The organism is Streptomyces sp. NPDC049687, assembly GCF_044465285.1.
Lineage (GTDB): Bacteria > Actinomycetota > Actinomycetes > Streptomycetales > Streptomycetaceae > Streptomyces.
This window is the reverse complement of record NZ_JBITLN010000005.1, coordinates 403,604-429,564: the sequence shown is the minus strand read 5'-3', so window position 1 is coordinate 429,564 and position 25,961 is coordinate 403,604. Positions and strand designations below refer to the sequence as shown.

Below are 25,961 nucleotides of genomic sequence, written 5' to 3'. Positions count from 1 at the left end.
CGTGATCGATATCAACGAGTCCGTGATGCAGTTCCTTCTGGCATTCGTCGTCGTCGGCCCGCTCCTCGGCGCCGCCGCGGCCCTCCTGCCCGCCCCGCCCGGACTGAAGGGGAAGTCACCCGAGCAGGCCGTGCTCCGGCACGGCGTCACGGTGACCGGCGTGATCCTCATCGCCGCGATCGTCCTCGCGCTCGGCTTCGACCACGACCACCCGTCGACGATGCAGGCCAGTACGGACATCAGCTGGATCCCCGCACTCGACGTGCGCATCCACCTCGGCATCGACGGCATCTCCCTCCCCCTCCTGGTCCTGACCGCGCTGCTGACCTTCCTCTGCGCGCTGTACTCCTACTTCAAGATGCCCGCGGGCCCGACCCCGAAGGCCTTCGTCGCACTGCTCCTGGTCCTCGAGTCCGGCACCCTCGCGACCTTCGCCGTCCTCGACCTGCTGCTGTTCTTCCTCGCCTTCGAGATGGTCCTCATCCCGATGTACTTCCTCATCGCCCGCTGGGGCGGCGAGGGCCGGACCCAGGCGGCCTGGAAGTTCATCCTCTTCACACTGCTCGGATCCGTGGTCATGCTGCTCGGCCTGCTCCTGATCGGAATCAAGGCGGGCACATTCGACATGGTGGCACTCGCCACTGACAACGGCCGGTCGCTGACCACATCCGTGCAGGTCATCGCCGTTCTGGCGATCGGGATCGGGCTCGCGGTGAAGACCCCGATGTGGCCCCTGCACAGCTGGCTCCCCGACGCCCACACCGCCGCTCCGACGGTCGGCTCGGTCCTGCTGGCCGGCGTCCTGCTGAAGATGGGTACGTACGGTTTCGTCCGGATCCTCCTCCCGGTCGCGCCCGACGGCTTCCACACCTTCGCCCCCTACCTCGCCGCCTTCGCCGTCGTCGGGATCATCTACGGATCCCTCGCCTGCCTGGCCCTCGCCAAGCAGGGCGCCAAGGGCGACCTCAAACGCCTGATCGCCTACTCCTCCGTCGGCCACATGGGCTTCGTCCTGCTCGGCATCGCGACGATGACCCCGACCGGTGTGAACGGCGCCCTGTTCGCCAACATCGCCCACGGCCTCATCACCGGCCTCCTCTTCTTCCTGGTCGGCGCGCTGAAGGACCGCACCGGCACCACCGACCTGGACGCCCTCGCCGAACAGACGGGCGCCGCGCTCTACGGCAAGGCCCCCCGCCTCGGCGGACTGCTCGCCTTCGCCGCCGTCGCCTCGCTCGGGCTGCCCGGCCTGGCCGGGTTCTGGGGCGAGATGCTCGCGATGTTCGGCGCGTTCGACCCCGCCGACGACCTCAGCCGCCCCGCCTTCCTCACCTTCACGGCGATCGCCGCGTTCGGCACCCTGCTCACGGCCGCGTACCTGCTCGTCGTCGTCCGCCGCGTCTGCATGGGCGCCCTGCCCCAGGACGCGCCGAAGCTCGCCGACGTCCAGACGTACGAGTTCGCGGCCTGGACCCCCCTCGTCGCCCTCACCCTCGTCGCCGGCCTGTGGCCCAAGACCCTCCTCGGCCTGACCGACCCGGCCGTGCAGCAGCTCTTCGCAGGAGGCACCCGATGAGCTCCCCGGCCCAGCCCCTGGCCGAGTCGCTGGTCCAGTCAGTCGACTGGCTCGCGATCGCCCCGCCCACCGTCGCGGCGGTCGTCGCCCTCGCCGTCCTGGTCGCCGACCTGTTCGCCGCCGACACCCGCAAGCCCCTGCTCGGATGGCTGTCCGTGGCCGGCCTCGCCGCCTCCACGGCCCTGCTGCTGCCTCTCCTCGACGGCGACCGTTCCACGTTCTGCCTGACCGGCGACCCGAGCGCGTGCAGCTACACGGCCGACCCCTTCACCCTCGTCATCCAGTTCCTGGTCCTCGGCGGAGCCCTGCTCGTGGCGCTCCTGTCGGTGACCGTCCTGAAGGACGCGCGCGGAAGACTCCCCGAAGGGGAGTTCTGGTTCCTGCTGCTGTCCTCCGCCGCCGGCGCCGCCCTGCTCCCCGCCTCCCGCGACCTCGCCACCCTCGTCGTCGCCCTGGAGGTCGCCTCCCTGCCCGCCTTCGCCCTCGTCGGCATCCGGCACGGCGACCGCAAATCCTCCGAGGCGGCACTGAAGTTCTTCCTGTCGTCCGTCACCGCGACCGCCGTCAGCCTGATGGGCATCAGCTTCGTCTACGCCACGACCGGCACCCTCTACCTCACCCAGGTCGCCGACCGCATCCAGCACGTCGACGGCCAACTGCACACCCTCGCCCAGACCGGCGTGGTCCTCACCCTGGTCGGCTTCGCCTTCAAGACGGCCGCCGTCCCCTTCCACTTCTGGGTTCCCGACACCTACGTGGGCGCCCCGCTGCCGATCGCCGCCTACCTGTCGGTCGTCGGCAAGGCGGTCGGCTTCTCCGGCCTCATCCTCGTCACGGTCATCGGCTTCCCCTCCTACGCCGACGTCTGGGGCCCCGCCCTCGCCGCGCTGGCCGCCCTCACCATGACCGTCGGCAACGTCGGCGCCCTCCGCCAGCAGGCCACACGCGCGTACAGCGCCGTACGGCTGCTCGCCTGGTCCTCCGTCGGCCAGGCCGGCTATCTCCTCGTCCCGATCGCCGCCGCCGCGTACACCGACGAGGCCGAGCACGCCATCGGCTCCACGGTCGCCTACGCCCTCATGTACGCCGCCGTGAACCTCGGCGCCTTCGCGGTGGCCGCCATGGTGGGCCGTACGAGCGCCCGGAACCGCCTCACGGACTACCGGGGCCTCTACGCCAGGAACCCGCTCTGCGCGCTCCTCCTGGCCTTCTTCCTGCTCTGTCTGGCCGGCCTGCCGCCGGGCATCATCGGCCTCTTCGCCAAGGTCACCGTCTTCTCGGCGGCCGTCGACGCGGGCCTGGGCTGGCTCGCGGTCGTCATGGCCGTCAACGTGGTGATCGCCCTCTACTACTACCTCCAGTGGACGGCCCTGCTGTTCCGCGCCCCCGAGGGCGAACCCGTCAAGCACCGCGTCCCCGCCCCCCTCACAGCCGCGATCACCCTCACCGCGGCCGCCGGTGTCGTCCTCTCCGGAGCCCCCCAACTGGTCCTGCGCTTCGCCGACACCGGCCTCTTCTGAGCCCCCACGCGCGCGTACCCCCCGCCGTCACCCGGACGGCTCACGCCCGCGCCCGTACGCACGAGGGAACTAGTGCCTCCCGCCTGGCGTTGACCAGTACGGGAGGGTCCACTGGACGTGACACCACGGCACCAGTGGGCACCGGAGAGAAGGACCATCCGCAAGCAAAGGGTTCCCCCCGCTGCACGACTTGGAGGGCGTACCGTGCACCGCCGGCACAACGGGCTCAGGACCGCAGTACTCCTCGGGGGACTGTCCGCACTCATCATCGTCATCGGCAGTTTCTTCGGCCGTACGGGGCTCGTCGTGGCGGTCCTGATCGCGCTCGGTACGAACGCGTACGCCTACTGGAACAGCGACAAGCTGGCGCTCCGCGCGATGCGCGCCCGCCCGGTCAGCGAATTCGAGGCACCCGCCCTGTACCGGATGGTCCGCGAACTCTCCACCCAGGCCCGCCAGCCCATGCCCCGGCTGTACATCTCCCCGACCGAGGCACCCAACGCCTTCGCCACCGGCCGCAACCCGCGCAACGCGGCCGTGTGCTGCACCGACGGCATCCTGCGCATCCTCGACGAGCGCGAACTGCGTGGTGTCATCGGCCACGAACTCAGCCACGTCTACAACCGCGACATCCTCATCTCCTCGGTCGCCGGCGCCCTCGCCTCCGTGATCATGTTCCTGGTCAACTTCGCCTGGCTGATCCCGATCGGCCGCTCCGACGACGACGACGGCCCGGGCCTCCTGGGCATGCTCCTGATCATGATCCTCGGCCCGCTCGCCGCCAGCCTCATCCAGCTCGCCATCAGCCGCTCCCGGGAGTACGAGGCGGACGCCTCCGGAGCCCAGCTCACCGGCGACCCGCTCGCGCTCGCCGGCGCACTGCGCAAACTGGAGATGGGCACCAAACAGCTCCCGCTGCCCCCCGAGCCCCGGATCGAGACCGCGAGCCACATGATGATCGCGAATCCCTTCCGTCCGGGACAGGGACTCTCCAAGATGTTCTCGACCCACCCGCCGATGGCGGAACGCATCGCCCGGCTCGAGAAACTGGCAGGTCGACACCAGTGAAGACCATCCTCAACGTCATCTGGCTCGTGCTGAGCGGCTTCTGGCTGTTCCTCGCCTACCTCCTCGCGGGCCTGCTGCTCTGCATCACCATCGTCGGCATCCCGTTCGGCGTTGCCGCGTTTCGTATCGGCGTCTACGCCCTCTGGCCCTTCGGCTACACCACCGTCGAACGCCGGGACGCGGGCGCTCCCTCCTGCCTGGGCAACGTGCTCTGGCTGGTCCTCGCCGGCTGGTGGCTGGCCCTCGGCCACATCGTCACCGGCCTGGCCCTCTGCGTGACCCTCATCGGCATTCCGTTCGGCATCGCGAACTTCAAGCTGATCCCGGTCTCGCTGTTCCCGCTGGGCCGCGAAATCGTGCCGACGGACCAGCCGTTCGCCATGCGCTGACGGGGTGGGTCCGGGTGGCGAGCGCCCGAATGGGTGGGCTCGTCATCCACAACGGGCTGGTTGTCCACAGGCCGGCCCGACTGTCAGTGGCGGCCCGCACCATGGACGCATGACCGAGAACGAGCGAGCGCCGGTGCTGTTCCTCGCACCCGCGTGAACGTCACCGAGCCCTGCCGGCCGGGGCGGTCACCGCGCGCCCCACCACCGCCGTACCCCGTATGCGGCCACGCCCACCGCAAGGACGCCCGCCCCCGCCACCACCGACGTCCCCGGCAGGGCGAACGCCAGGGTCACGCAGCCCAGGAGACCCACCGCCGGTACCGCCCTCGCAGCCGGGGAGGTGTCGAGGGTCCAGGCCGAGGCGTTGGCCACCGCGTAGTACGCCAGCACACCGAAGGAGGAGAAGCCGATCGCGCCACGGACGTCCACGGTGGCGGCCAGGACCGCCACCACCGCGCCGACGGCCAGTTCGGCCCGGTGGGGTACCTGGAAGCGCGGGTGAACGGCCGCCAGGGCGCCGGGCAGATGGTGGTCGCGTGCCATGGCCAGCGTGGTGCGTGAGACGCCCAGGATGAGGGCGAGCAGGGAACCCAGCGCGGCGACGGCCGCCCCGACCCGTACCACCGGAACCAGCCCCGGCACCCCCGCCGCCCGGACCGCGTCGGCCAGCGGCGCGACCGCCCGCCCGAGATCCCCGGCCCCCAGCACGGAAAGGACGGCCACCGCCACACACGCGTACACGGCCAGCGTGATGCCCAGCGCCAGCGGGATCGCGCGCGGGATGGTGTGCGCCGGGTCCCGTACCTCCTCGCCGAGGGTCGCGATGCGCGCGTACCCGGCGAACGCGAAGAACAGCAGACCGGCTGCCTGCAGTACACCGCCCACGCCCTCCGAGGCGCCGATGTCCAGCCGCCCGGCGTCGGACGCTCCGGAGCCCAGACACACCACGATCACGGAGGCGAGGACCGCCAGGACCACCGCCACGATCGCCCGCGTCAGCCAGGCCGACTTCTGGATGCCGCCGTAGTTCACCGCGGTCAGCGCCACCACGGCCGCGACCGCCACCGCGTGCGCCTGTCCCGGCCAGACGTACGCCCCGACCGTCAGCGCCATCGCCGCACAGGAGGCCGTCTTCCCGACCACGAACGACCAGCCGGCCAGGTAGCCCCAGAACACCCCGAGACGCTCACGCCCGTACACGTATGTGCCGCCGGAGGCCGGATACCGGGCGGCCAGGCGCGCCGAGGACATGGCGTTGCAGTAGGCGACCAGCGCGGCCAGGGCGAGTCCGGGCAGCAGTCCGGAGCCCGCGGCGTGCGCGGCGGGAGCGAGGGCGGCGAACACGCCGGCCCCGATCATCGAGCCGAGCCCGATGACCACGGCGTCGCCGACGCCCAGGGTTCGTCGGAGTTCCGCGGGAGTGCTGGGCGCTGTCATGGACCGCACCCTACTGATCGACGGAACCGCCGGGTGCCGTGGTGACGTCGTCCTCGGCAACACGACACGAACCCGCGTGCGACGAAGGACGCGGGGCGGGCGTGAGAGCGAGCACAGCCCGTCCGGAGCGAGCGAGATCACAGTGCTCGGACAGCGCGGGCACAGCACGGAAGGGCAGGTTCAGGTCATGGGCATCATCAGCTGGATCATCCTGGGACTGTTGGCCGGAGTCATCGCCAAGGTCCTGCTGCCGGGCCGCGACCCGGGCGGCTTCATTGGTACGACCCTCATCGGCATCGCGGGCGCGTTCGTCGGCGGCTGGATATCGGCCCGTTGGCTGGACCACCCCATCACCAAGGACTTCTACGACGGCGCCACTTGGGCGGCGGCGATCGGCGGCTCGCTCGTGCTCCTGATCATCTACCGCCTGCTGTTCGGCAACTCGCGCGACTGAGCGCGGCCCGGACGGCGGGCGGCAGGGGAGAGGGTGGGCACCGCGGGTGCCCACCCTTTCGTCTACCGGTAGTTCACGAACTGCAGCGCGAAGTCGAAGTCCTGGTTCTTCAGCAGGGCGATGACGGCCTGCAGGTCATCACGGCTCTTTGAGCTGACGCGCAGTTCGTCGCCCTGCACCTGGGCCTTCACGCCCTTGGGCCCCTCGTCGCGGATGAGCTTCGCGACCTTCTTCGCGTTCTCCTGGGAGATGCCCTCCTTGATCTCCGCGAAGAGCTTGTACTCCTTGCCCGAGAGTTGGGGCTCGCCCGCGTCCAGCGCCTTCAGCGAGATCCCGCGCTTGATCAGCTTCGACTGGAAGACGTCGAGGACAGCCTTCACCCGGTCCTCGGAGTTCGCCTCCATGAGGATCTTCTCACCGGACCACGAGATGGAGGCGCCCACGCCCTTGAAGTCGTAGCGCTGCGAGATCTCCTTGGCGGCCTGGTTGAGGGCGTTGTCGACCTCCTGCCGCTCGACCTTCGAGACGATGTCGAAACTGGAGTCGGCCATGTCCTGTGGCTCCTTGTATCGGGGTGCGTATGAGGTGCGTATCGGCGTACGTGGAGGCGGCCGCCGAGCCCGGTGTGAACCCGGGTCGCATCCGGACAAGCCTAGCCACCCGTGGTCCCCCCGGCGCAGATCAATCGGGTGGCGAAGCACCCCTCGGCATCGGGTATTGTTTACGTCGTTGCCAGGGAGCACCGCCGAAAAGCGGTTCGAAACGGCAGCGACCCCGGCGGTGTGCCCGAGCGGCCAAAGGGAGCAGACTGTAAATCTGCCGGCTCAGCCTTCCCAGGTTCGAATCCTGGCGCCGCCACACGGGAAACAAAGGGCCCGTGACCTGCTAATTCTGCAGGTCGCGGGTCCTTTGTCGTGTCTTGAGGGGCTTGAGGTGAGTCCTCGGTCACGCATCGGGTGACTTCGCCGCCCGCTTCACCTCTGCCTCCACCTCGTTGCGGGGTCTGCCCTCGTCCTTGGCGTGTTCCGTCACCGCGGCCTGGACGTCGCGGGCGAGGTCGCGCCAGGCGCGCCAGGCGGTCTCGTAGGTGTCGGTCTGGGTTTCCGACCAGGGGGTGGCCGTAGGAGGGCCGTAGGCGTCCCGTAGCCCCTCGACCCGTGTGTGGGCCTCGTCGGCCAGACGCTGCATCGCCACGAGTTCCTCGAAGGTATGTGCCATATGTACGGATGCTAGGGAGGTGGCGGCGGTTCCGCGCGGCGAGCGCGGCGTGCGTCGCGGCCGGGTACCCGGCCGGCCCACTGGGGCAGACTGATCCCATGTCCAGCGTGTCGAGCCGCCGCAGAGCCTGCCCCGAGTGCCGTCGCGAGATCGCCGTCGTCGCCGGACGGTACGCCCGGCACGACCCGCCGGGGGCACGGGCGAGCGGGGAGCTCGTCTCCTGCCCCGGTTCGCGGAGGACGGCTCAACTGGGGGCGGCGCAGCCGTCGTTGGACGGATACGTCGTCGCCGAGTTCCCGGGGCAGCTGCCCTTGTTCTAGACCCGCTGCCCGGTGGCTCGCTGAGCCGCCCTCAGCTGAGCCTCCCTCAGTTGCCCGCCACCGACTTCACCGCCACCGACACCGGTGTCGAGCCGCCGATCAGCTCCAGGGTGAGGCCGGAGGTCGCCGGGGTGTCCAGGAGCTCCGCGAGGACGGTGGCCACGTCGTCGCGGGGGACGGAACCGCGGCCGGTGTGGGCCTCCAGGCGGACCAGGCCGGTGCCCGCGTCGTCCGTGAGCGCCCCGGGACGCAGGATCGTCCAGTCGAGGGAGTCCAGACCCCGCACGTACGCGTCCGCCTCGCCCTTGGCGCGCTGGTAGACGTCGAAGACGTCGTTGCCCTCGTGCCGGGGGTCCGCGCCCATCGACGACACGACCAGGAAGCGCCGTACGCCCGCCCGGACGGCGGCGTCAGCGAACAGCACCGCCGCGCCCCTGTCCACGGTGTCCTTGCGGGCCGCCCCGCTGCCCGGGCCCGCGCCCGCCGCGAACACCGCCGCGTCCGCGCCCCGCAGCCGCTCGGCGGTCGCATCGACCGACGCCGACTCCAGATCGAGGACGACCGGTTCGGCGCCGACCGCCCGCAGGTCCTCGGCGTGCCCGGCGTTGCGGATGATCCCCGCGACCTCGTCCCCGCGCGCGGCGAGCAGCCGCTCCAGCCGCAGCGCGATCCGACCATGACCACCAGCGATGACAATGCGCATGCTTCCGACCGTACGCCCGGCCGTCCCCGGATGCCTTGTCGCCCGCTGTACGGCTACGACAACTGCCCGCGCCCCTGCCGGGGCAGCCCCGGTTCCGCCGACGCCACCGAGTCGCAGTACTCGCGTACCGCGCTCGTGCGGGCCACCACCCGGCCGCGGTGGATGACGACGCGGGTGTATGCCAGGGAGAGCACGGCCGACAGGCGGTCGCCGCGGACTGCCAGGAGGTCGGCGGGGAAGCCCGCTTCTACGCGGATCTCGGGCAGGCCGAGGGCCGCCCGCGCGGAGGTGCTCACGGCGTCGTAGGCGTCCTCGGGGCGCAGGCCGTGGCAGGAGGCGAGGAGGAAGGCCGCCTCCAGGGGGTCGCCGCGGCCGACCGGGTTGGACGTGTCGCGCAGTGCCCCGCTGCCGGCCGCCACGCGCACCCCGGCGGCGCGCAACAGCCGTACGGGCGCCGTGCCGCGGTGTTCCACGGCGCCGCAGCCGCCCTGGGGGAGGCAGACCACCGTCACGCCGGCGGCGGCGAGTTGGTCGGCGGTGCGGCCGGCCGTTTCGGCGGGGAGGCCGGCGAGGCCGCCGCAGGGGCTGAGGGTGACGCCGGGCCGCAGGCCGCCGGCCATCGCGGCGAGGCGGGTCAGCCGGGCCGGGTCGGCGGCGTCGGTGTGCAGGTCCACCGGGCAGCCGTGCTCGGAGGCCACGTCGAGTACGGCCTCCACGTAGCCCGTGGGATCGGGGTCCAGGTCCGGGCAGCCGCCCACCACCGAGGCGCCCATCCTCATCGCGTCCCGCAGGATCGCGAGCCCGTCCGCCCCGGCGGCGCCGGTCAGCACCCGGGGCATCGCCACCGTCGTCAGCTCGGCGAGCCCGCGCAGCGAACGCCGGGCACGCAGGACGGCGGTCAGTGCGCCGAGGCCCTGGACGTCACCCACGCGCACGTGTGCCCGCAGGGCGGTCGCGCCGTGTCCGAGCTGGAGCAGGGCGGCCTCGGTGGCGCGGCGCCGGACGTCCTGGGGGTCGTACGGGGCGGGGCCGTCGGTGTCGGCGGTCAGGGCGGTGTCGGCGTGCGTGTGGGGTTCGGCGGGGGCCGGGAGGAGGAGGTAGCCGCCGAGATCGACCCGGGCCGGGCCGCCGCGGGCCGCCGGACCGGGCGCCAGGCTGCCGGCCGTACCGACCGCCTCGATGCGTCCGCGACCCAGGCGTACGTCCACGGTCCGGCCGTCCGTGAGACGTGCCCCGCACAGCAGGAGGGCGGCCGGGCCGGGCGCGGCGGACGGCGGGGGGAGTGGCTGGGGCCGGCTGTCGGGCATCGCGCTCCAGGGGCTCGGACTGCGCGGGGGAGCCCGGGGCCGCGCAGGGGAAGCAAGATCACGCAGAGTGAGTAGAGCCTAGGGCGGCGGCCGGGTGCCGGCGGGGAGGAGCGCAATAGTCGTACCGGCGGGGTCGGGGGCGCCCGAGGGGCTCGTGGGGGAGGCGGGAACTGGGGGAAACGGCGGCGGCGGCCTCGGTGGCGGGACGGTCCGAGCCCGCTGCCCGGGGCCCGCGAAACGGATTTGGGTGAACGGCTGCGGACCGTGTAATGTCTTCATCGCTCGCCCCAATAGCTCAGTCGGCAGAGCGTCTCCATGGTAAGGAGAAGGTCTACGGTTCGATTCCGTATTGGGGCTCTGGTGGGTGAGGTTCCCGTCGCGAGGCGGGACCCGATCCCATCAAAGCGGTGTAGCTCAGTCGGTAGAGCAAGCGGCTCATAATCGCTGTGTCACCGGTTCAAGTCCGGTCACCGCTACTGACAGTAGCCGATTGTGGGGTCGGTCCTTCGATCGGCTACTCTTCTTTGCGTTAAACCAGTCCTATCCGTTCGTCAAGGAGCACTCACGTGGCTGCCACCGACGTCCGCCCGAAGATCACGCTGGCCTGCGTGGAGTGCAAGGAGCGGAACTACATCACCAAGAAGAACCGGCGCAACAACCCGGACCGTCTTGAGATGAAGAAGCACTGCCCGCGTTGCAACGCGCACACCGCGCACCGCGAAACGCGATAAATCAGGCTCGTATGCGAGGCCGTCCCCGTGATCGGGGGCGGCCTCGCGTCGTTGAACGGCCCGTACCGGTCAGTAGAGCAACGCAGAGCAAGAGCAGGAGGTGCCGAGCCGATGGCGCTCGACCAGTCCTTCGTGGGGCGGACCTACCCGCCCACCGAACCCTATGAGGTCGGCCGGGAGAAGATCCGGGAGTTCGCTGAGGCCGTGGGGGACGGCAACCCGGTGTACACCGACCCGGAGGCCGCCAAGGCGCTCGGGTACGCCGATGTGATCGCCCCGCCGACCTTCGTGTTCTCGATCAGCTTCAAGGCGGCGGGACAGGTCGTCCAGGACCCCCAGCTGGGCCTCGACTACAGCCGGGTCGTGCACGGCGACCAGAAGTTCGCCTACAAGCGCCCGGTGCGCGCCGGTGACCGGCTCACGGTCACCTCCACCATCGAGGCGATCAGGTCCATGGCGGGCAACGACATCCTGGACATCCGCGGCGAGGTCCACGACGAGGCCGGCGAGCACGTCGTGACCGCGTGGACCAAGCTCGTGGCCCGCGCGGCCGGGGAGGCGTGAGACGGATGACCGCGAAGATCGCTTATTCCGACGTCGAGGTCGGCACCGAGCTGCCCGCGCAGTCGTTCCCCGTGAACAGGGCGACGCTCGTCCAGTACGCGGGGGCCTCCGGGGACTTCAACCCCATCCACTGGAACGAGAGGTTCGCCAAGGAGGTGGGTCTGCCGGACGTCATCGCGCACGGCATGTTCACCATGGCCGAGGCGATCCGGGTGGTCACCGACTGGACCGGCGATCCCGGCGCGGTCGTCGACTACGGCGTCCGCTTCACCAAGCCCGTCGTCGTCCCGAACGACGATCAGGGCGCCGTGATCGAGGTCACCGGGAAGGTGGGGGCCAAGCTCGAGGACAACACCGTGCGGGTCGACCTGGTGGTGACCAGCGGTGGGCAGAAGGTGCTGGGGATGTCGCGGGCGGTTGTGCGGCTGGCCTGAGTCTTCGGGGCGCTCGGGTGTGCGGCCATGTCGTGACGGGGGCGTACACCTGGGCGGCGGCCGACCGCTCGCAGCCAGGTGCGGTAGGCGGCGCGGGGTCTCGTAGGCTTGGCGCGTGCTGGAGAACTTCGATGCCCCGCTCGCGCCGCTGACCACCTTTCGGCTGGGGGGTCCCGCTGCTCGGCTGGTGACCGCGGCCACGGACGCCGAGGTGGTCGACACCGTGCGTGCCGCCGACGCCGAGGGTACGCCGCTGCTGGTGATCGGGGGCGGGTCGAACCTCGTCATCGGCGACAAGGGCTTCGAGGGCACCGCCCTGCGCATCGCCACCCGCGGCTTCGAGCTCGTCGGCACGAGGCTGGAGCTGGCCGCCGGCGAGGTGTGGACCGACGCCGTCGCCCGGACGGTGGAGGCCGGGCTGGCCGGGGTCGAGTGTCTGGCCGGCATTCCCGGGTCGGCGGGTGCCACGCCGATCCAGAACGTGGGGGCGTACGGGCAGGAGGTCTCCTCCACCATCACCGAGGTGATCGCCTACGACCGCCGGGCCGGCGAGACGGTCGCCCTCGCCAACGAGGAGTGCGCCTTCTCCTACCGGCACAGCCGCTTCAAGGCCGACCCCGAGCGGTACGTCGTCCTGCGGGTCCGTTTCGAGCTGGAGGACGCCGGCGGGCTGTCGGCGCCGATCCGGTACGCCGAGACCGCGCGCGCTCTGGGGGTGGCGCCGGGGGACCGGGTGCCGCTCGCCGAGGCCCGGGAGACCGTGCTGAAACTGCGGGCCGGGAAGGGCATGGTGCTCGACCCCGAGGACCACGACACCTGGTCGGCCGGGTCGTTCTTCACCAACCCGATCCTCACCGACGCCGACTTCGCGGCGTTCCACGCGCGCGTGCGGGAGCGGCTGGGGGAGGGGGTGGAGCCGCCCGCGTACCCCGCGGGCGACGGGCGCACCAAGACCTCCGCTGCCTGGCTGATCGACAAGGCGGGCTTCACCAAGGGGTACGGCAGCGGGCCCGCCCGTATCTCCACCAAGCACACCCTCGCCCTCACCAACCGCGGCGCGGCCACCACCGAGGATCTCCTGGCGCTGGCCCGTGAGGTCGTGGCCGGGGTGCGCGAGGCGTTCGGGATCACCCTGGTCAACGAACCGGTGACGGTCGGCGTACAGCTGTAGTTCGCGCCCCGTCGGGGGCGAGGCGGGAGGCCCGTGGACCGGGGGCCACCCCCCCACCCGGACTCGGGGAAGCCCATGGCCCGCGTGGGGAGCCGTTCCACCGCGCGGCCGCGCCCACCCGCGAGCGGGCTTTTCACGGACCGGGCCCGAGGGCCCGGTGAGCCACCTCACCCGGCTGTCCCGGGCGCACGGCCGCGAAGCCTCAGGCCGCGAGCCAGTCGTCCACCCCCGCCAGCAGCTTCGCCTTCACCTCGGGCGCCGCCGCCGACGCCCGCACCGACTGCCGGGCCAGCTCCGCCAGTTCCTCGTCGGTGAAGTCGTGGTGCTGCCGCGCGATCTCGTACTGCGCGGCCAGCCGGGAGCCGAACAGGAGCGGGTCGTCGGCGCCGAGCGCCATCGGCACCCCCGCCTCGAACAGCGTCCGCAGGGGCACGTCCTCCGGCTTCTCGTACACCCCCAGCGCCACGTTCGACGCCGGGCACACCTCGCAGGTGATCCCCCGCTCGGCGAGCCTCTTCAGCAGCCTCGGGTCCTCCGCCGCCCGGACACCGTGGCCGAGCCGGGTCGCGTGCAGATCGTCCAGACAGTCCCGTACGGACGACGGACCGCTCAGTTCCCCGCCGTGCGGCGCGGACAGCAGCCCGCCGTCCCGCGCGATGGCGAAGGCCCGGTCGAAGTCCCGCGCCATGCCCCGCCGCTCGTCGTTCGACAGGCCGAAACCGACCACACCCCGGTCCGCGTACCGCACCGCCAGCCGGGCCAGCGTCCGGGCGTCCAGCGGATGCTTCATCCGGTTCGCCGCCACCAGCACCCGCATCCCGAGCCCGGTCTCCCGCGAGGTCGTCTCCACCGCGTCGAGGATGACCTCCAGCGCCGGGATCAGCCCGCCCAGCCGGGGCGCGTACGACGTCGGGTCGACCTGGATCTCCAGCCATCCGGAGCCGTCCCTGACGTCCTCCTCCGCCGCCTCCCGCACCAGCCGCTGTATGTCCTCCGGCTGCCGCAGGCAGGACCGCGCCGCGTCGTACAGCCGCTGGAAGCGGAACCAGCCCCGCTCGTCCGTGGCCCGCAGTCTCGGCGGCTCCCCGCTGGTCAGCGCGTCGGTCAGCGCCTCGGGCAGGCGCACCCCGTACTTGTCGGCCAGCTCCAGCACGGTCCCGGGCCGCATCGACCCCGTGAAGTGCAGATGCAGATGGGCCTTCGGCAGCTCAGAGACATCACGTACACGCTCCATTCAGCGATCCTGCCGTACGGCGATGTCCTCCCGGTAGCCGATTCCCTGAACGTGGTCTTGCTCGCACGAAGAAACGGGCCGCCTCCCCGGAGGGAAACGGCCCGCTACGCGCGCGTGGAGGTTCAGTCCGTGGCCTCCGCCAGCAGCTTCTGGATCCGGCTCACGCCCTCGACGAGGTCCTCGTCGCCCAGCGCGTACGACAGCCGCAGATAGCCCGGCGTACCGAAGGCCTCACCCGGGACGACCGCGACCTCGGCCTCCTCCAGGATCAGCTCGGCCAGTTCCACGCTGCTCTGCGGGCGCTTGCCGCGGATCTCCCTGCCGAGCAGCCCCTTCACCGACGGGTACGCGTAGAACGCGCCCTCGGGCTCGGGGCAGACCACGCCGTCGATCTCGTTGAGCATCCGCACGATGGTCTTGCGGCGCCGGTCGAAGGCCTCGCGCATCTTCTCCACGGCCGACAGATCACCGGAGACGGCGGCGATCGCGGCGACCTGGGCCACGTTCGAGACGTTCGAGGTGGCGTGCGACTGGAGGTTCGTGGCGGCCTTGACGACATCCTTCGGGCCGATGATCCACCCGACCCGCCAGCCGGTCATGGCGTAGGTCTTGGCGACACCGTTGACCACGACGCACTTCTCGCGCAGCTCGGGCAGGATCGCCGGGAGCGAGGTGAACTTCGCGTCGCCGTAGACGAGGTGCTCGTAGATCTCGTCCGTCAGCACCCACAGGCCGTGCTCGACGGCCCAGCGGCCGATCGCCTCGGCCTCCTCGGCGCTGTAGACCGCGCCGGTCGGGTTGGACGGGGAGACGAAGAGCACGACCTTCGTGTTCTCCGTGCGCGCCGCCTCCAGCTGCTCGACCGACACCCGGTAGCCGGTGGTCTCGTCGGCCACGACCTCCACCGGCACACCGCCGGCGAGACGGATCGACTCGGGGTAGGTCGTCCAGTACGGCGCCGGGACGATGACCTCGTCGCCCGGGTCGAGGATCGCGGCGAAGGCGTTGTAGATCGCCTGCTTGCCGCCGTTGGTGACCAGGATCTGCGAGGCGTCGACCTCGTAGCCGGAGTCCCGCAGCGTCTTCGCGGCGATCGCGGCCTTCAGCTCGGGCAGACCGCCGGCCGGGGTGTAGCGGTGGTACTTCGGGTTCTTGCAGGCCTCTACGGCCGCGTCGACGATGTAGTCCGGGGTCGGGAAGTCGGGCTCGCCGGCGCCGAAGCCGATCACCGGACGTCCGGCGGCCTTCAGGGCCTTGGCCTTGGCGTCCACGGCGAGGGTGGCGGATTCGGAGATCGCGCCGACTCGGGCGGAGACCCGGCGCTCGGTGGGTGGGGTTGCAGCGCTCATACGGCCCATGTTTTCAGACCCGAAACCGGCCGGGCACACGGGTTTCACGGACTGGGCACCGGACGGGGCGGCCGACTGAACATCAGACTGAATCCGGTGCGGACCGCATTCGGTTCGACGGGGCGCTCAAGACCACGTACACTCACACGTCGTTGGCCCTCAACAGCCGTGCCACCACGGTGCACACCGAGCACCCGGTCGGATGCGGTACGTTGGGGACACACAAAGGGTCGTAGCTCAATTGGTAGAGCACTGGTCTCCAAAACCAGCGGTTGGGGGTTCAAGTCCCTCCGGCCCTGCTACACACACCTTCGCCAGGATGTGTGCGCATGTACGTACAGTAATGCACCGCCGTGCGGCTCAGACCGGGCGCGGCACGGCCACGACCCGGGAACAGGTGAGGACGAATGGCGGATGCCGTGGGCTCCATCGACACGCCTGATGCCCAGGATGAGCTGCCTGAGGCCAAGAAGAAGGCACGCAAGGGCGGCAAGCGCGCCAAGAAGGGCCCGCTGAAGCGCCTCGCGCTTTTCTACCGCCAGATCGTCGCGGAGCTCCGCAAGGTCGTCTGGCCCACGCGGGGCCAGCTGACGACGTACACGACCGTGGTGATCGTCTTCGTCGTCATCATGATCGGCCTGGTGACCGTGATTGACTATGGACTCAGCCACGCCGCCAAGTACGTCTTCGGCTGATCCGAGAGCGAAGGGCGCCGAGGTATCCGGCGCCCCTTTCGCATGTTCCACCCCTATGTATCCAGGAAGAAGCAGCCACCGTGTCTGACCAGAACCTGAACGACGCCATCGAGCCCGACGAGGTCGACGACGAGCTCGACATCGTCGAGGGCGCGGACGAGGTGGACGAGTTCGAGGCTGCCGATGCCGAGGCGGGCGAAGCCGCGGAGGACGCCGCGCTCCACGTCGAGGACGAGGACGAGGCCGACTCCGAGGATGGCGAGGACGCCGAGGACGAGTTCGAGGCCGAGGAAGAAGAGCCGGCCGAGCCCGTCGACCCCGTCGCCGCCCTCCGCGAGGAACTGCGCACCCTCCCCGGCGAGTGGTACGTGATCCACACCTACGCCGGTTACGAGAACCGCGTGAAGACCAACCTGGAGCAGCGCGCCGTCTCGCTGAACGTCGAGGACTACATCTTCCAGGCCGAGGTGCCGCAGGAAGAGGTCGTCCAGATCAAGAACGGCGACCGCAAGACGATCCGCCAGAACAAGCTCCCCGGGTACGTCCTCGTCCGTATGGACCTGACGAACGAGTCCTGGGGCGTCGTCCGCAACACCCCCGGCGTCACCGGCTTCGTGGGCAACGCCTACGACCCGTATCCGCTGACCCTGGACGAGATCGTCAAGATGCTCGCCCCGGAGGCCGAGGAGAAGGCCGCCCGTGAGGCCGCCGAGGCCGAGGGCAAGCCCGCTCCGCAGCGCAAGGTCGAGGTCCAGGTGCTGGACTTCGAGGTCGGCGACTCGGTCACCGTCACCGACGGTCCGTTCGCCACGCTGCAGGCCACGATCAACGAGATCAACGCCGACTCGAAGAAGGTCAAGGGCCTCGTCGAGATCTTCGGCCGCGAGACTCCGGTCGAGCTGAGCTTCGACCAGATCCAGAAGAACTAGACCTCACTGCTTCCGAACAGGTCAGGCGGGCTCCCACAGCCGTCTGACCTGCTCGGTTTTTGGCCGCGCGGTCCTACCCGTTAGGGTTGTGCGGTTGCCTTCGGGCACTCGGAAATCGACAAGAAACGGGAGAGGACCCGAAATGCCTCCCAAGAAGAAGAAGGTCACGGGGCTCATCAAGCTCCAGATCCAGGCCGGCGCCGCCAACCCGGCTCCGCCGGTCGGCCCGGCGCTGGGTCAGCACGGCGTCAACATCATGGAGTTCTGCAAGGCCTACAACGCCGCGACCGAGTCGCAGCGTGGCTGGGTCATCCCGGTGGAGATCACGGTCTACGAGGACCGCTCCTTCACCTTCATCACCAAGACGCCGCCGGCCGCGAAGATGATCCTCAAGGCCGCGGGCATCGAGAAGGGCTCCGGCGAGCCGCACAAGACCAAGGTCGCCAAGATCACCGAGGCGCAGGTCCGCGAGATCGCCACGACCAAGCTGCCCGACCTCAACGCCAACGACCTGGACGCCGCCGCGAAGATCATCGCGGGCACCGCCCGGTCCATGGGCGTCACCGTCGAGGGCTGATCCCCACCCCCCGTACAGCAGAAGTGTGGAAGGGCCTGCTCGGCCCGTACCACGACTCCTAAGACACAACAGGAGCAGTAGTGAGCAAGCGCAGCAAGTCTCTCCGCGCTGCGGACGCCAAGGTCGACCGGGAGAAGCTCTACGCCCCGCTCGAGGCCGTCCGTCTCGCCAAGGAGACCTCCACGAGCAAGTTCGACGGCACCGTCGAGGTCGCCTTCCGTCTGGGTGTCGACCCGCGCAAGGCCGACCAGATGGTCCGTGGCACCGTGAACCTGCCGCACGGCACCGGCAAGACCGCCCGGGTCCTGGTCTTCGCGACCGGTGACCGTGCTGCGGCCGCGGAGGCCGCGGGCGCCGACATCGTCGGCTCCGACGAACTGATCGACGAGGTCGCGAAGGGCCGTCTGGACTTCGACGCCGTCGTCGCCACCCCGGACCTCATGGGCAAGGTCGGCCGCCTCGGCCGCGTGCTCGGTCCCCGTGGCCTGATGCCGAACCCGAAGACCGGCACCGTCACCCCCGACGTGGCCAAGGCCGTCACCGAGATCAAGGGCGGCAAGATCGAGTTCCGTGTCGACAAGCACGCGAACCTGCACTTCATCATCGGCAAGACGTCCTTCGAGGACGACAAGCTGGTGGAGAACTACGGCGCGGCCCTGGAGGAGATCCTCCGTCTGAAGCCGTCCGCCGCCAAGGGCCGCTACATCAAGAAGGCCGCGATCAGCAGCACGATCGGCCCCGGTATCCAGGTCGACCCGAACCGCACCCGCAACCTCCTCGTCGAGGAGGACCCGGCCGCGGTCTGAACCTGACGGTTCGCCTCGAGTCGGCGACGAGCCCCGCAACCTTTCGAGGTGCGGGGCTCGTCCCCTTTGGTCGTACGTCGTTATTTTCGTACGGCTGTCAGCGCCGTGCGTTAGCGTGCACTCACAGCATTCTCATGGGGGTGGGGCGGATGAAGCGCATCGTGCGGACGGCAGGCCTGTCCATCGCGGCGGTGAGCCTGATGGCGGGGGCGACTGCCTGTGGCTCCGGCGGCTCGGGGGGTTCCGGTGGCTCCGATGACTCCGGCACCGGCGGGGGCGCCGGGTTCGATCCCATCGCCGCCCTGCGGACCGCGGAGAAGTCCACCGACGGCGCCGACTCCGCGAAGGTCGAGTCCACCACGACCATGGGCTCGGTGATGTCGATGACCGCCGACGGCGTCCTCGCCTGGGGCGACGGCCTCACCGGCAACCTCATCATCACGTACACCGGCGGCACCATGGCCGACACCATGCGCCAGATGGGCAGCACCTCCATGGAGGCCCGCTATCTGCCCGACGCCTACTACGCGAAGATGGGCGACACCTTCGCCGAGCAGTCCGGCGGCAAGCACTGGATCAAGTACGCGTACGACGACCTGGAGACCCTCGGCGGCGGCAGTGGCGCGTATCTGAAGGACCAGATGCAGAACACCACCCCCAACCAGTCGGTGAAGCTCCTGCTGGCCTCCGGGGACGTGCGCAAGGTCGGTGAGGAGACGGTGCGGGGCCAGGAGACCACGCACTACTCGGGCAGGGTGGACGTGGCCGACCTCGCCGAGAAGAACTCCAGCCTCAGCCGCAGCCAGCTCGACGACCTGAAGAAGACGCTGGATCAGGCCGGCGTCACCACCGAGACCGTCGACATCTGGGTCGACGACCAGGACCTGCTGGTCAAGAAGGTGGAGAAGGGCGAGACCACGGCGGGCGCGTACAGCCAGACCGCGTACTACAGCGACTACGGCACCGACGTCTCGGTCGAGGAGCCCCCGGCGGCCGACACCGCGGACTTCACGGAGCTGGTGAAGCAGTAGGCGGGACGAGGAACCCAGAGGGACACAGGGGCAAGGGGGACGTATGAACAGACGACTGAACAAACGGCACAGGACCGCCGCGGCCACGGCAACCGCTCTGCTGCTCACCGGCGCGGCGGGCTGCGCGGGCCACGGGAAGGGCGCGGCGGGCGGTGATGCGCAGCGGTCCGCCACGCAGGTGCTCACCGCGGCGTACGAGAAGACCGCCGAGGCCAGGTCCGCCCGGATCACCATGACGATGTCCGCGCCCGCCGCGATGGCGGACGGCGGAGACATGAAGATGAGCGGGATCATGGGCTGGGACCCGACCGTCATGGATGTCACGATGACGGGCTCCGCGCTCGCGGCGGACCCCGACGCCCCCGAGCGGGTCAGGATGATCGTCCGGGACAACGTGATGTACATGGACATGGGGGCGAAGGCGCCGGCCGAGATGGACGGCAAGCGCTGGATGAAGTTCGACATGGCCGCCATGGCGGAGGCCGCCGGCGACGAGGACGTCCGGCGGCAGATGACCTCCGGCCTGGAGAACATGAACCAGGACCCGGCCGAACAGCTGGCCATGCTGCTCGACTCGCCCAACCTGAAGCACCTGGGCAGCGAGAAGATCGACGGCGTGGAGGCCGAGCACTACAAGGGCACGCTCACGGTGAAGGAGATGCTGGAGTCCGGCGACTCCCTGGACGTGCTCGAGCCGGACGAGCGGAACAAGGTGCTCAAGGAGGTCGAGAAGGCCGGCATCAAGGGCTACGACACCGAGGTCTGGGTCAACGACGAGGATCTGCCGGTGCGCATGGACGTCGGCATCGACACCCCCGAGGGCGACATCGGGATCCGCATGAGCTTCTCCGACTACGGCACGAAGGCCGAGGTCGCGGCGCCGCCGGCCGACGAGACCTTCGACCTGGCCGAGATGTTCAAGGGGCTCCAGGACAGCGGCTTCGCCGAGGACGGCACCGGCGACCCGGCGCTGGACGAGGAGATGTCCGGGCTGGAGAAGGGCCTCGACCTCGAAGGTCTCGGGGCCGCCGACGGCTGACCCCCTACGGGCGGATTTGCTTGACGGCGTCCGGGTCCCGTACTCTCCTATCGAAGCCAAAGACCGCTGGTCGTTGCCGTGCGCTCGGGAGAGGGTGCGGTGGCCGAAGGATCCGCTGATACGCGGACGACCCGCGCAGGTGACTGTGGAAGTGCTCCCGGGCCGGAACCCGTCCGTCGACGGATCTCGTTCGGTTGAGCTACGCCCCGTGCGCCTGCGCCGGGGCGTTTCGTTTGTCCAAGCTCCTTCCGAGCGGTCCTCATCACCCGGAAGGAGGCCGACGCTCTATGGCAAGGCCCGACAAGGCTGCCGCGGTGGCCGAGCTGACGGAGCAGTTCCGCAGCTCGAACGCCGCCGTGCTGACCGAGTACCGGGGTCTCACCGTGGCGCAGCTCAAGACGCTGCGCCGATCGCTCGGTGAGAACGCCCAGTACGCCGTGGTGAAGAACACGCTGACCAAGATTGCGGCCAACGAGGCCGGGATCACGACGCTCGACGACCTGTTCAACGGTCCGACGGCGGTCGCCTTCGTCACCGGTGACCCGGTGGAGTCGGCGAAGGGTCTTCGTGACTTCGCCAAGGACAACCCGAACCTCGTCATCAAGGGCGGTGTCCTTGACGGCAAGGCGCTGTCCGCCGACGAGATCAAGAAGCTTGCGGACCTCGAGTCCCGCGAGGTTCTGCTCGCCAAGCTGGCGGGCGCTATGAAGGGCAAGCAGACGCAGGCTGCTCAGGTCTTCCAGGCGCTCCCGTCGAAGCTCGTCCGCACCGTGGACGCGCTTCGTGCCAAGCAGGACGAGCAGGGCGGTGCCGAGTAACTCGGCTCGCGAAATGACCGCCGTCTGAGGCAGTCCGCCCCAGGCAGAGGTCGTAGCGGGCCGAACGTACGCCCGCCAGACATGTACATCCGGCACCAGCCGAATTAGTGGAAGGATTGCCCGCCGTGGCTCTCACCCAGGAAGAACTGCTCGCCGAGTTCGAGTCGATGACCCTCATCCAGCTTTCCGAGTTCGTGAAGGCGTTCGAGGAGAAGTTCGACGTCACCGCCGCCGCCGCTGTCGCCGTCGCGGGCCCCGCCGTTCCCGGCGCCCCGGTCGAGGCCGCTGAGGAGCAGGACGAGTTCGACGTCATCCTCACCGGTGCCGGCGACAAGAAGATCCAGGTCATCAAGGTCGTGCGTGAGCTGACCTCGCTGGGCCTGAAGGAGGCCAAGGACCTCGTGGACGGCGCCCCGAAGCCCGTTCTCGAGAAGGTCGCCAAGGAGGCCGCGGACAAGGCCGCCGAGGCCCTCAAGGGCGCCGGCGCCTCGGTCGAGGTCAAGTAACACCCTGCGGCCGAGTGAAGGCCGCCGCGTTGGCTGAAACTGTCCCCTCGGGGCTGTAACGCCCACGCACCGAAGAGCGATCATCCATCCGGGTGGTCGCTCTTCGTCGTTCCCGGGGTGCGGCCACGGTTACCTTGCACCCGCGGAAGCGAGGGGTATGGTGATCTTCGTCGTATCTCCGAGCTCGGGGTTCGGGCATGGGGGGCCTTGACGAACCGCACGCAGCGCGCAATTCTCAGGACGCGTCGTCACAACGATCCGAGTTCCGAGGCATGGATCGACGACGAAGAGGGCAGTATCACCGTGCGTTGAGGGCTAGAAGACCGAGGGCGTTGAGAACAACGAGGGCTTCGAACAACCCGCACTGGACATCAGTGTGCCAAGTGGCTACACTGACCCTTTGCGCTGCCTGTTAGCTGTCCCCTGCCCGTCACCAGGGGCATGCCCTCTCTTGAGTCCGGACGATCAGACCTCCCTCACCTGGGATTTCTGTCTCCGCGCGCGAGCGAGGGGCCGGTACGCGCGTAGTGAGTCCGAGCCCTCGGAAGGACCCCCTCTTGGCCGCCTCGCGCAACGCCTCGACCGCGAATACGAACAACGGCGCCAGCACCGCCCCGCTGCGCATCTCTTTTGCAAAGATCAAGGAGCCTCTCGAGGTTCCCAACCTGCTCGCGCTGCAGACCGAGAGCTTCGACTGGCTGCTCGGAAACACCGCCTGGCAGAGTCGGGTCGAGGAGGCTCTGGAGAACGGTCAGGACGTCCCCACCAAGTCCGGCCTCGAGGAGATCTTCGAGGAGATCTCCCCGATCGAGGACTTCTCCGGGTCGATGTCGCTGACCTTCCGCGACCACCGTTTCGAGCCGCCGAAGAACAGCATCGACGAGTGCAAGGAGCGCGACTTCACGTACGCGGCTCCGCTCTTCGTGACGGCCGAGTTCACCAACAACGAGACCGGTGAGATCAAGTCCCAGACGGTCTTCATGGGCGACTTCCCGCTCATGACGAACAAGGGCACGTTCGTCATCAACGGCACCGAGCGTGTCGTGGTGTCGCAGCTGGTCCGTTCGCCCGGTGTCTACTTCGACTCCTCGATCGACAAGACGTCCGACAAGGACATCTTCTCCGCCAAGATCATCCCCTCCCGGGGTGCCTGGCTGGAGATGGAGATCGACAAGCGCGACATGGTCGGTGTGCGTATCGACCGCAAGCGCAAGCAGTCGGTGACCGTCCTCCTGAAGGCGCTCGGCTGGACCACCGAGCAGATCCTCGAGGAGTTCGGCGAGTACGAGTCCATGCGCGCCACCCTGGAGAAGGACCACACCCAGGGCCAGGACGACGCGCTGCTCGACATCTACCGCAAGCTCCGTCCGGGCGAGCCCCCGACGCGTGAGGCCGCGCAGACGCTGCTCGAGAACCTCTACTTCAACCCCAAGCGCTACGACCTGGCCAAGGTCGGCCGCTACAAGGTCAACAAGAAGCTGGGTGCGGACGCTCCGCTGGACGCGGGCATCCTGACCGTCGAGGACATCATCTCGACGATCAAGTACCTGGTGAAGCTGCACGCCGGCGAGACCGAGACGGTCGGCGACAACGGCGGCTCGATCGTCGTCGAGACCGACGACATCGACCACTTCGGCAACCGTCGTCTGCGCAGCGTCGGCGAGCTCATCCAGAACCAGGTCCGTACGGGTCTGGCGCGTATGGAGCGCGTCGTCCGCGAGCGTATGACGACCCAGGACGTCGAGGCGATCACGCCGCAGACCCTGATCAACATCCGGCCGGTCGTCGCCTCCATCAAGGAGTTCTTCGGCACCAGCCAGCTGTCGCAGTTCATGGACCAGAACAACCCGCTGTCGGGTCTCACCCACAAGCGCCGTCTGTCGGCTCTTGGTCCGGGTGGTCTCTCCCGTGAGCGGGCCGGCTTCGAGGTCCGTGACGTGCACCCGTCTCACTACGGCCGTATGTGCCCGATCGAGACGCCCGAAGGCCCGAACATCGGTCTGATCGGTTCGCTCGCCTCCTACGGCCGCGTCAACGCGTTCGGTTTCGTGGAGACGCCGTACCGCAAGGTCGTCGACGGCCAGGTCACCGACGAGGTCGACTACCTGACGGCCGACGAAGAAGACCGATTCGTCATCGCGCAGGCCAACGCCACGCTCAACGACGACCTGCGCTTCACCGAGAACCGGGTGCTGGTCCGCCGCCGTGGCGGCGAGGTCGACTACGTCGCCGGTGACGACGTGGACTACATGGACGTCTCGCCGCGCCAGATGGTGTCGGTCGCGACCGCCATGATCCCGTTCCTCGAGCACGACGACGCCAACCGTGCCCTCATGGGCGCGAACATGATGCGCCAGGCCGTGCCGCTCATCAAGTCCGAGTCCCCGCTCGTCGGCACCGGCATGGAGTACCGCTCCGCCGTCGACGCCGGCGACGTGGTCAAGGCCGAGAAGGCGGGTGTGGTCCAGGAGGTCTCCGCGGACTACATCACCACCGCCAACGACGACGGCACGTACATCACCTACCGGCTGGCCAAGTTCGCCCGCTCCAACCAGGGCACCTCGGTCAACCAGAAGGTCATCGTCAACGAGGGCGACCGGATCATCGAGGGCCAGGTCCTCGCCGACGGTCCGGCCACCCAGAACGGCGAGATGGCGCTCGGCAAGAACCTGCTCGTGGCGTTCATGCCGTGGGAGGGTCACAACTACGAGGACGCGATCATCCTGTCGCAGCGCCTCGTGCAGGACGACGTCCTCTCCTCGATCCACATCGAGGAGCACGAGGTCGACGCCCGTGACACCAAGCTCGGCCCCGAGGAGATCACCCGGGACATCCCGAACGTCTCCGAGGAGGTCCTCGCCGACCTCGACGAGCGCGGCATCATCCGCATCGGTGCCGAGGTCATCGCCGGTGACATCCTCGTCGGCAAGGTCACGCCCAAGGGTGAGACCGAGCTGACCCCGGAGGAGCGCCTGCTGCGCGCGATCTTCGGTGAGAAGGCCCGTGAGGTCCGTGACACCTCGCTGAAGGTGCCGCACGGCGAGACCGGCAAGGTCATCGGCGTGCGCGTCTTCGACCGCGAGGAGGGCGACGAGCTGCCGCCCGGCGTCAACCAGCTGGTCCGTGTGTATGTTGCGCAGAAGCGCAAGATCACCGACGGTGACAAGCTGGCCGGCCGGCACGGCAACAAGGGTGTCATCTCCAAGATCCTGCCCATCGAGGACATGCCGTTCCTCGAGGACGGGACCCCGGTCGACATCATCCTCAACCCGCTCGGTGTGCCGTCCCGGATGAACCCGGGACAGGTCCTGGAGATCCACCTCGGCTGGCTCGCCAGCCGCGGCTGGGACGTCTCCGGTCTCGCCGAAGAGTGGGCGCAGCGCCTGCAGGCCATCGGCGCCGACGCGGTCGACCCGGGCACCAACGTCGCCACCCCGGTCTTCGACGGTGCGCGTGAGGACGAGCTCGCGGGTCTGCTGCAGCACACCATCCCGAACCGCGACGGCGAGCGCATGGTGCTCCCGTCCGGCAAGGCGCGGCTGTTCGACGGCCGTAGCGGTGAGCCGTTCCCGGACCCGATCTCGGTCGGCTACATGTACATCCTGAAGCTGCACCACCTGGTCGACGACAAGCTGCACGCCCGTTCGACCGGCCCGTACTCGATGATCACCCAGCAGCCGCTGGGTGGTAAGGCCCAGTTCGGTGGCCAGCGGTTCGGCGAGATGGAGGTGTGGGCACTGGAGGCGTACGGCGCCGCCTACGCCCTCCAGGAGCTGCTGACCATCAAGTCCGACGACGTCACCGGCCGCGTGAAGGTCTACGAGGCCATCGTCAAGGGCGAGAACATCCCCGAGCCCGGCATCCCCGAGTCCTTCAAGGTGCTCATCAAGGAGATGCAGTCGCTCTGCCTGAATGTGGAGGTGCTGTCCAGCGACGGTATGTCCATCGAGATGCGAGACACCGACGAGGACGTCTTCCGCGCTGCGGAGGAGCTCGGCATCGACCTGTCCCGGCGCGAGCCGAGCAGCGTCGAAGAGGTCTGACGGGAGTTCGGCGGACCTTGAACCATCAGGGTCCGCCGGCCC

Annotated in this window: 26 protein-coding genes and 4 tRNA genes; 23 read left to right on the top strand and 7 right to left on the bottom strand. The window is 69.4% G+C overall.

The features are described 5' to 3' along the window. Position 1 precedes the first annotated feature (1 nt). The 4 genes from ACIBVL_RS19040 to ACIBVL_RS19025 all read left to right on the top strand — a co-directional run bounded on the left by ACIBVL_RS19040 (position 2) and on the right by ACIBVL_RS19025 (position 4,553). On the top strand, positions 2-1,576 hold the full coding sequence (locus ACIBVL_RS19040; protein ID WP_399098325.1) for a NuoM family protein: 1,575 nt from the start codon (positions 2-4) through the stop codon (positions 1,574-1,576). Further along, positions 1,573-3,096, top strand: a complete 1,524-nt coding sequence (locus tag ACIBVL_RS19035; RefSeq protein ID WP_399098324.1) for an NADH-quinone oxidoreductase subunit N — start codon at positions 1,573-1,575, stop codon at positions 3,094-3,096. The genes ACIBVL_RS19040 and ACIBVL_RS19035 overlap by 4 nt, the downstream gene beginning before the upstream one ends. 204 nt (positions 3,097-3,300) lie before the next feature. Further along, positions 3,301-4,164: a zinc metalloprotease HtpX gene (htpX, locus tag ACIBVL_RS19030; RefSeq protein ID WP_399098323.1), complete on the top strand. Its 864-nt coding sequence runs from the start codon at positions 3,301-3,303 to the stop codon at positions 4,162-4,164. Then, positions 4,161-4,553 carry a YccF domain-containing protein gene (locus ACIBVL_RS19025; protein ID WP_399098322.1) on the top strand — a complete coding sequence of 131 codons (393 nt, stop codon included), beginning with the start codon at positions 4,161-4,163 and terminating at the stop codon, positions 4,551-4,553. Before htpX ends, ACIBVL_RS19025 begins: the two co-directional genes overlap by 4 nt. Positions 4,554-4,739: 186 nt before the next feature. On the opposite strand, the gene ACIBVL_RS19020 is transcribed toward ACIBVL_RS19025, so the two are convergent. After that, complete coding sequence (locus ACIBVL_RS19020) at positions 4,740-5,990, bottom strand: APC family permease (RefSeq protein WP_399098321.1); 1,251 nt, start codon at positions 5,988-5,990, stop codon at positions 4,740-4,742. A 187-nt stretch (positions 5,991-6,177) separates the two neighbouring features. Here ACIBVL_RS19020 and ACIBVL_RS19015 point away from each other — a divergent pair, with 187 nt between their 5' ends. Then, positions 6,178-6,444 (top strand): GlsB/YeaQ/YmgE family stress response membrane protein, encoded by a 267-nt coding sequence (locus ACIBVL_RS19015; RefSeq protein WP_399098320.1) that lies wholly within the window; start codon positions 6,178-6,180, stop codon positions 6,442-6,444. 62 nt (positions 6,445-6,506) lie between these two features. On the opposite strand, the gene ACIBVL_RS19010 is transcribed toward ACIBVL_RS19015, so the two are convergent. Continuing rightward, positions 6,507-6,995: a YajQ family cyclic di-GMP-binding protein gene (locus ACIBVL_RS19010; protein WP_399098319.1), complete on the bottom strand. Its 489-nt coding sequence runs from the start codon at positions 6,993-6,995 to the stop codon at positions 6,507-6,509. Positions 6,996-7,220: 225 nt separating this feature from the next. On the opposite strand from ACIBVL_RS19010, the gene ACIBVL_RS19005 reads away from it, so the two are divergent. After that, positions 7,221-7,302 (top strand) — tRNA-Tyr (locus ACIBVL_RS19005). An 87-nt stretch (positions 7,303-7,389) separates the two neighbouring features. Here the strand turns inward: ACIBVL_RS19005 and ACIBVL_RS19000 are convergent. Beyond that, the gene (locus ACIBVL_RS19000; protein ID WP_399098318.1) at positions 7,390-7,662 is read right to left on the bottom strand and encodes a hypothetical protein; all 273 of its coding nucleotides are present in this window, start codon (positions 7,660-7,662) and stop codon (positions 7,390-7,392) included. Between the two features lie 107 nt (positions 7,663-7,769). Here ACIBVL_RS19000 and ACIBVL_RS18995 point away from each other — a divergent pair, with 107 nt between their 5' ends. Further along, entirely contained in the window at positions 7,770-7,982 is a 213-nt protein-coding gene (locus tag ACIBVL_RS18995; RefSeq protein WP_399098445.1) for a hypothetical protein, read from the top strand. Between the two features lie 46 nt (positions 7,983-8,028). Here ACIBVL_RS18995 and ACIBVL_RS18990 read toward each other — a convergent pair whose 3' ends face one another. Together ACIBVL_RS18990 and ACIBVL_RS18985 are read right to left on the bottom strand one after the other, a co-directional pair. Beyond that, on the bottom strand, positions 8,029-8,685 hold the full coding sequence (locus tag ACIBVL_RS18990; protein WP_399098317.1) for an SDR family oxidoreductase: 657 nt from the start codon (positions 8,683-8,685) through the stop codon (positions 8,029-8,031). Positions 8,686-8,738: 53 nt separating this feature from the next. Then, positions 8,739-9,992: an amidohydrolase family protein gene (locus ACIBVL_RS18985; protein WP_399098316.1), complete on the bottom strand. Its 1,254-nt coding sequence runs from the start codon at positions 9,990-9,992 to the stop codon at positions 8,739-8,741. A gap of 284 nt (positions 9,993-10,276) precedes the next feature. Between ACIBVL_RS18985 and ACIBVL_RS18980 the strand changes: the two genes are divergently transcribed. The 6 genes from ACIBVL_RS18980 to ACIBVL_RS18955 all read left to right on the top strand — a co-directional run bounded on the left by ACIBVL_RS18980 (position 10,277) and on the right by ACIBVL_RS18955 (position 12,892). Continuing rightward, a tRNA-Thr gene (locus ACIBVL_RS18980) sits at positions 10,277-10,349 on the top strand. A 46-nt stretch (positions 10,350-10,395) separates the two neighbouring features. After that, positions 10,396-10,468: transfer RNA gene (locus tag ACIBVL_RS18975), tRNA-Met, on the top strand. 90 nt (positions 10,469-10,558) lie between these two features. Then, a complete protein-coding gene (rpmG, locus tag ACIBVL_RS18970; RefSeq protein ID WP_003948671.1) occupies positions 10,559-10,723 on the top strand; it encodes a 50S ribosomal protein L33 in 165 nt (54 codons plus the stop codon). Positions 10,724-10,834: 111 nt separating this feature from the next. After that, complete coding sequence (locus tag ACIBVL_RS18965) at positions 10,835-11,287, top strand: MaoC family dehydratase N-terminal domain-containing protein (protein WP_399098315.1); 453 nt, start codon at positions 10,835-10,837, stop codon at positions 11,285-11,287. 5 nt (positions 11,288-11,292) lie between these two features. Beyond that, positions 11,293-11,721, top strand: coding sequence for a MaoC family dehydratase (locus ACIBVL_RS18960; protein ID WP_399098314.1), 429 nt, complete (start codon positions 11,293-11,295; stop codon positions 11,719-11,721). A 115-nt stretch (positions 11,722-11,836) separates the two neighbouring features. Continuing rightward, a complete protein-coding gene (locus ACIBVL_RS18955; protein ID WP_399098313.1) occupies positions 11,837-12,892 on the top strand; it encodes a UDP-N-acetylmuramate dehydrogenase in 1,056 nt (351 codons plus the stop codon). Between the two features lie 202 nt (positions 12,893-13,094). On the opposite strand, the gene ACIBVL_RS18950 is transcribed toward ACIBVL_RS18955, so the two are convergent. Beyond that, the gene (locus ACIBVL_RS18950) at positions 13,095-14,126 is read right to left on the bottom strand and encodes an adenosine deaminase (RefSeq protein WP_399098312.1); all 1,032 of its coding nucleotides are present in this window, start codon (positions 14,124-14,126) and stop codon (positions 13,095-13,097) included. A 122-nt stretch (positions 14,127-14,248) separates the two neighbouring features. Next, a complete protein-coding gene (locus ACIBVL_RS18945; protein WP_399098310.1) occupies positions 14,249-15,475 on the bottom strand; it encodes a pyridoxal phosphate-dependent aminotransferase in 1,227 nt (408 codons plus the stop codon). Positions 15,476-15,701: 226 nt separating this feature from the next. Between ACIBVL_RS18945 and ACIBVL_RS18940 the strand changes: the two genes are divergently transcribed. From ACIBVL_RS18940 to rpoB, 10 genes are all read left to right on the top strand, one after another. Next, positions 15,702-15,774: transfer RNA gene (locus ACIBVL_RS18940), tRNA-Trp, on the top strand. Positions 15,775-15,882: 108 nt separating this feature from the next. After that, positions 15,883-16,170: a preprotein translocase subunit SecE gene (gene secE, locus ACIBVL_RS18935; RefSeq protein WP_399098309.1), complete on the top strand. Its 288-nt coding sequence runs from the start codon at positions 15,883-15,885 to the stop codon at positions 16,168-16,170. Between the two features lie 80 nt (positions 16,171-16,250). Continuing rightward, a complete protein-coding gene (gene nusG / locus ACIBVL_RS18930; protein ID WP_399098308.1) occupies positions 16,251-17,099 on the top strand; it encodes a transcription termination/antitermination protein NusG in 849 nt (282 codons plus the stop codon). A gap of 142 nt (positions 17,100-17,241) precedes the next feature. Continuing rightward, entirely contained in the window at positions 17,242-17,676 is a 435-nt protein-coding gene (rplK, locus tag ACIBVL_RS18925) for a 50S ribosomal protein L11 (RefSeq protein ID WP_030317334.1), read from the top strand. 80 nt (positions 17,677-17,756) lie between these two features. Continuing rightward, positions 17,757-18,482 (top strand): 50S ribosomal protein L1, encoded by a 726-nt coding sequence (gene rplA, locus ACIBVL_RS18920; protein ID WP_399098307.1) that lies wholly within the window; start codon positions 17,757-17,759, stop codon positions 18,480-18,482. Between the two features lie 149 nt (positions 18,483-18,631). Beyond that, positions 18,632-19,513, top strand: a complete 882-nt coding sequence (locus ACIBVL_RS18915; RefSeq protein ID WP_399098306.1) for a hypothetical protein — start codon at positions 18,632-18,634, stop codon at positions 19,511-19,513. Positions 19,514-19,556: 43 nt separating this feature from the next. Continuing rightward, on the top strand, positions 19,557-20,552 hold the full coding sequence (locus ACIBVL_RS18910) for a hypothetical protein (protein ID WP_399098305.1): 996 nt from the start codon (positions 19,557-19,559) through the stop codon (positions 20,550-20,552). Between the two features lie 287 nt (positions 20,553-20,839). Further along, complete coding sequence (rplJ, locus tag ACIBVL_RS18905; RefSeq protein WP_399098304.1) at positions 20,840-21,370, top strand: 50S ribosomal protein L10; 531 nt, start codon at positions 20,840-20,842, stop codon at positions 21,368-21,370. A gap of 116 nt (positions 21,371-21,486) precedes the next feature. Continuing rightward, the gene (gene rplL / locus ACIBVL_RS18900; protein WP_399098303.1) at positions 21,487-21,876 is read left to right on the top strand and encodes a 50S ribosomal protein L7/L12; all 390 of its coding nucleotides are present in this window, start codon (positions 21,487-21,489) and stop codon (positions 21,874-21,876) included. A gap of 557 nt (positions 21,877-22,433) precedes the next feature. Beyond that, on the top strand, positions 22,434-25,919 hold the full coding sequence (gene rpoB / locus ACIBVL_RS18895; protein WP_399098302.1) for a DNA-directed RNA polymerase subunit beta: 3,486 nt from the start codon (positions 22,434-22,436) through the stop codon (positions 25,917-25,919). The last annotated feature ends 42 nt before the right edge of the window (positions 25,920-25,961 follow it).

Excerpts from the sequence above, each read along its gene's own strand:
- ACIBVL_RS19035 (WP_399098324.1), top strand. The coding sequence starts at position 1,573 with ATGAGCTCCCCGGCCCAGCCCCTGGCCGAGTCGCTGGTCCAGTCAGTC.
- ACIBVL_RS18915 (WP_399098306.1), top strand. The coding sequence starts at position 18,632 with ATGAAGCGCATCGTGCGGACGGCAGGCCTGTCCATCGCGGCGGTGAGC.
- ACIBVL_RS19010 (WP_399098319.1), bottom strand. The coding sequence starts at position 6,995 with ATGGCCGACTCCAGTTTCGACATCGTCTCGAAGGTCGAGCGGCAGGAG.
- ACIBVL_RS18960 (WP_399098314.1), top strand. The coding sequence starts at position 11,293 with ATGACCGCGAAGATCGCTTATTCCGACGTCGAGGTCGGCACCGAGCTG.
- ACIBVL_RS18950 (WP_399098312.1), bottom strand. The coding sequence starts at position 14,126 with ATGGAGCGTGTACGTGATGTCTCTGAGCTGCCGAAGGCCCATCTGCAT.
- ACIBVL_RS18965 (WP_399098315.1), top strand. The coding sequence starts at position 10,835 with ATGGCGCTCGACCAGTCCTTCGTGGGGCGGACCTACCCGCCCACCGAA.
- ACIBVL_RS19000 (WP_399098318.1), bottom strand. The coding sequence starts at position 7,662 with ATGGCACATACCTTCGAGGAACTCGTGGCGATGCAGCGTCTGGCCGAC.
- ACIBVL_RS18985 (WP_399098316.1), bottom strand. The coding sequence starts at position 9,992 with ATGCCCGACAGCCGGCCCCAGCCACTCCCCCCGCCGTCCGCCGCGCCC.
- ACIBVL_RS18990 (WP_399098317.1), bottom strand. The coding sequence starts at position 8,685 with ATGCGCATTGTCATCGCTGGTGGTCATGGTCGGATCGCGCTGCGGCTG.
- ACIBVL_RS18945 (WP_399098310.1), bottom strand. The coding sequence starts at position 15,475 with ATGAGCGCTGCAACCCCACCCACCGAGCGCCGGGTCTCCGCCCGAGTC.
- ACIBVL_RS18910 (WP_399098305.1), top strand. The coding sequence starts at position 19,557 with ATGAACAGACGACTGAACAAACGGCACAGGACCGCCGCGGCCACGGCA.
- rplK (WP_030317334.1), top strand. The coding sequence starts at position 17,242 with ATGCCTCCCAAGAAGAAGAAGGTCACGGGGCTCATCAAGCTCCAGATC.
- ACIBVL_RS19015 (WP_399098320.1), top strand. The coding sequence starts at position 6,178 with ATGGGCATCATCAGCTGGATCATCCTGGGACTGTTGGCCGGAGTCATC.
- ACIBVL_RS19020 (WP_399098321.1), bottom strand. The coding sequence starts at position 5,990 with ATGACAGCGCCCAGCACTCCCGCGGAACTCCGACGAACCCTGGGCGTC.
- rplJ (WP_399098304.1), top strand. The coding sequence starts at position 20,840 with ATGGCAAGGCCCGACAAGGCTGCCGCGGTGGCCGAGCTGACGGAGCAG.
- secE (WP_399098309.1), top strand. The coding sequence starts at position 15,883 with ATGGCGGATGCCGTGGGCTCCATCGACACGCCTGATGCCCAGGATGAG.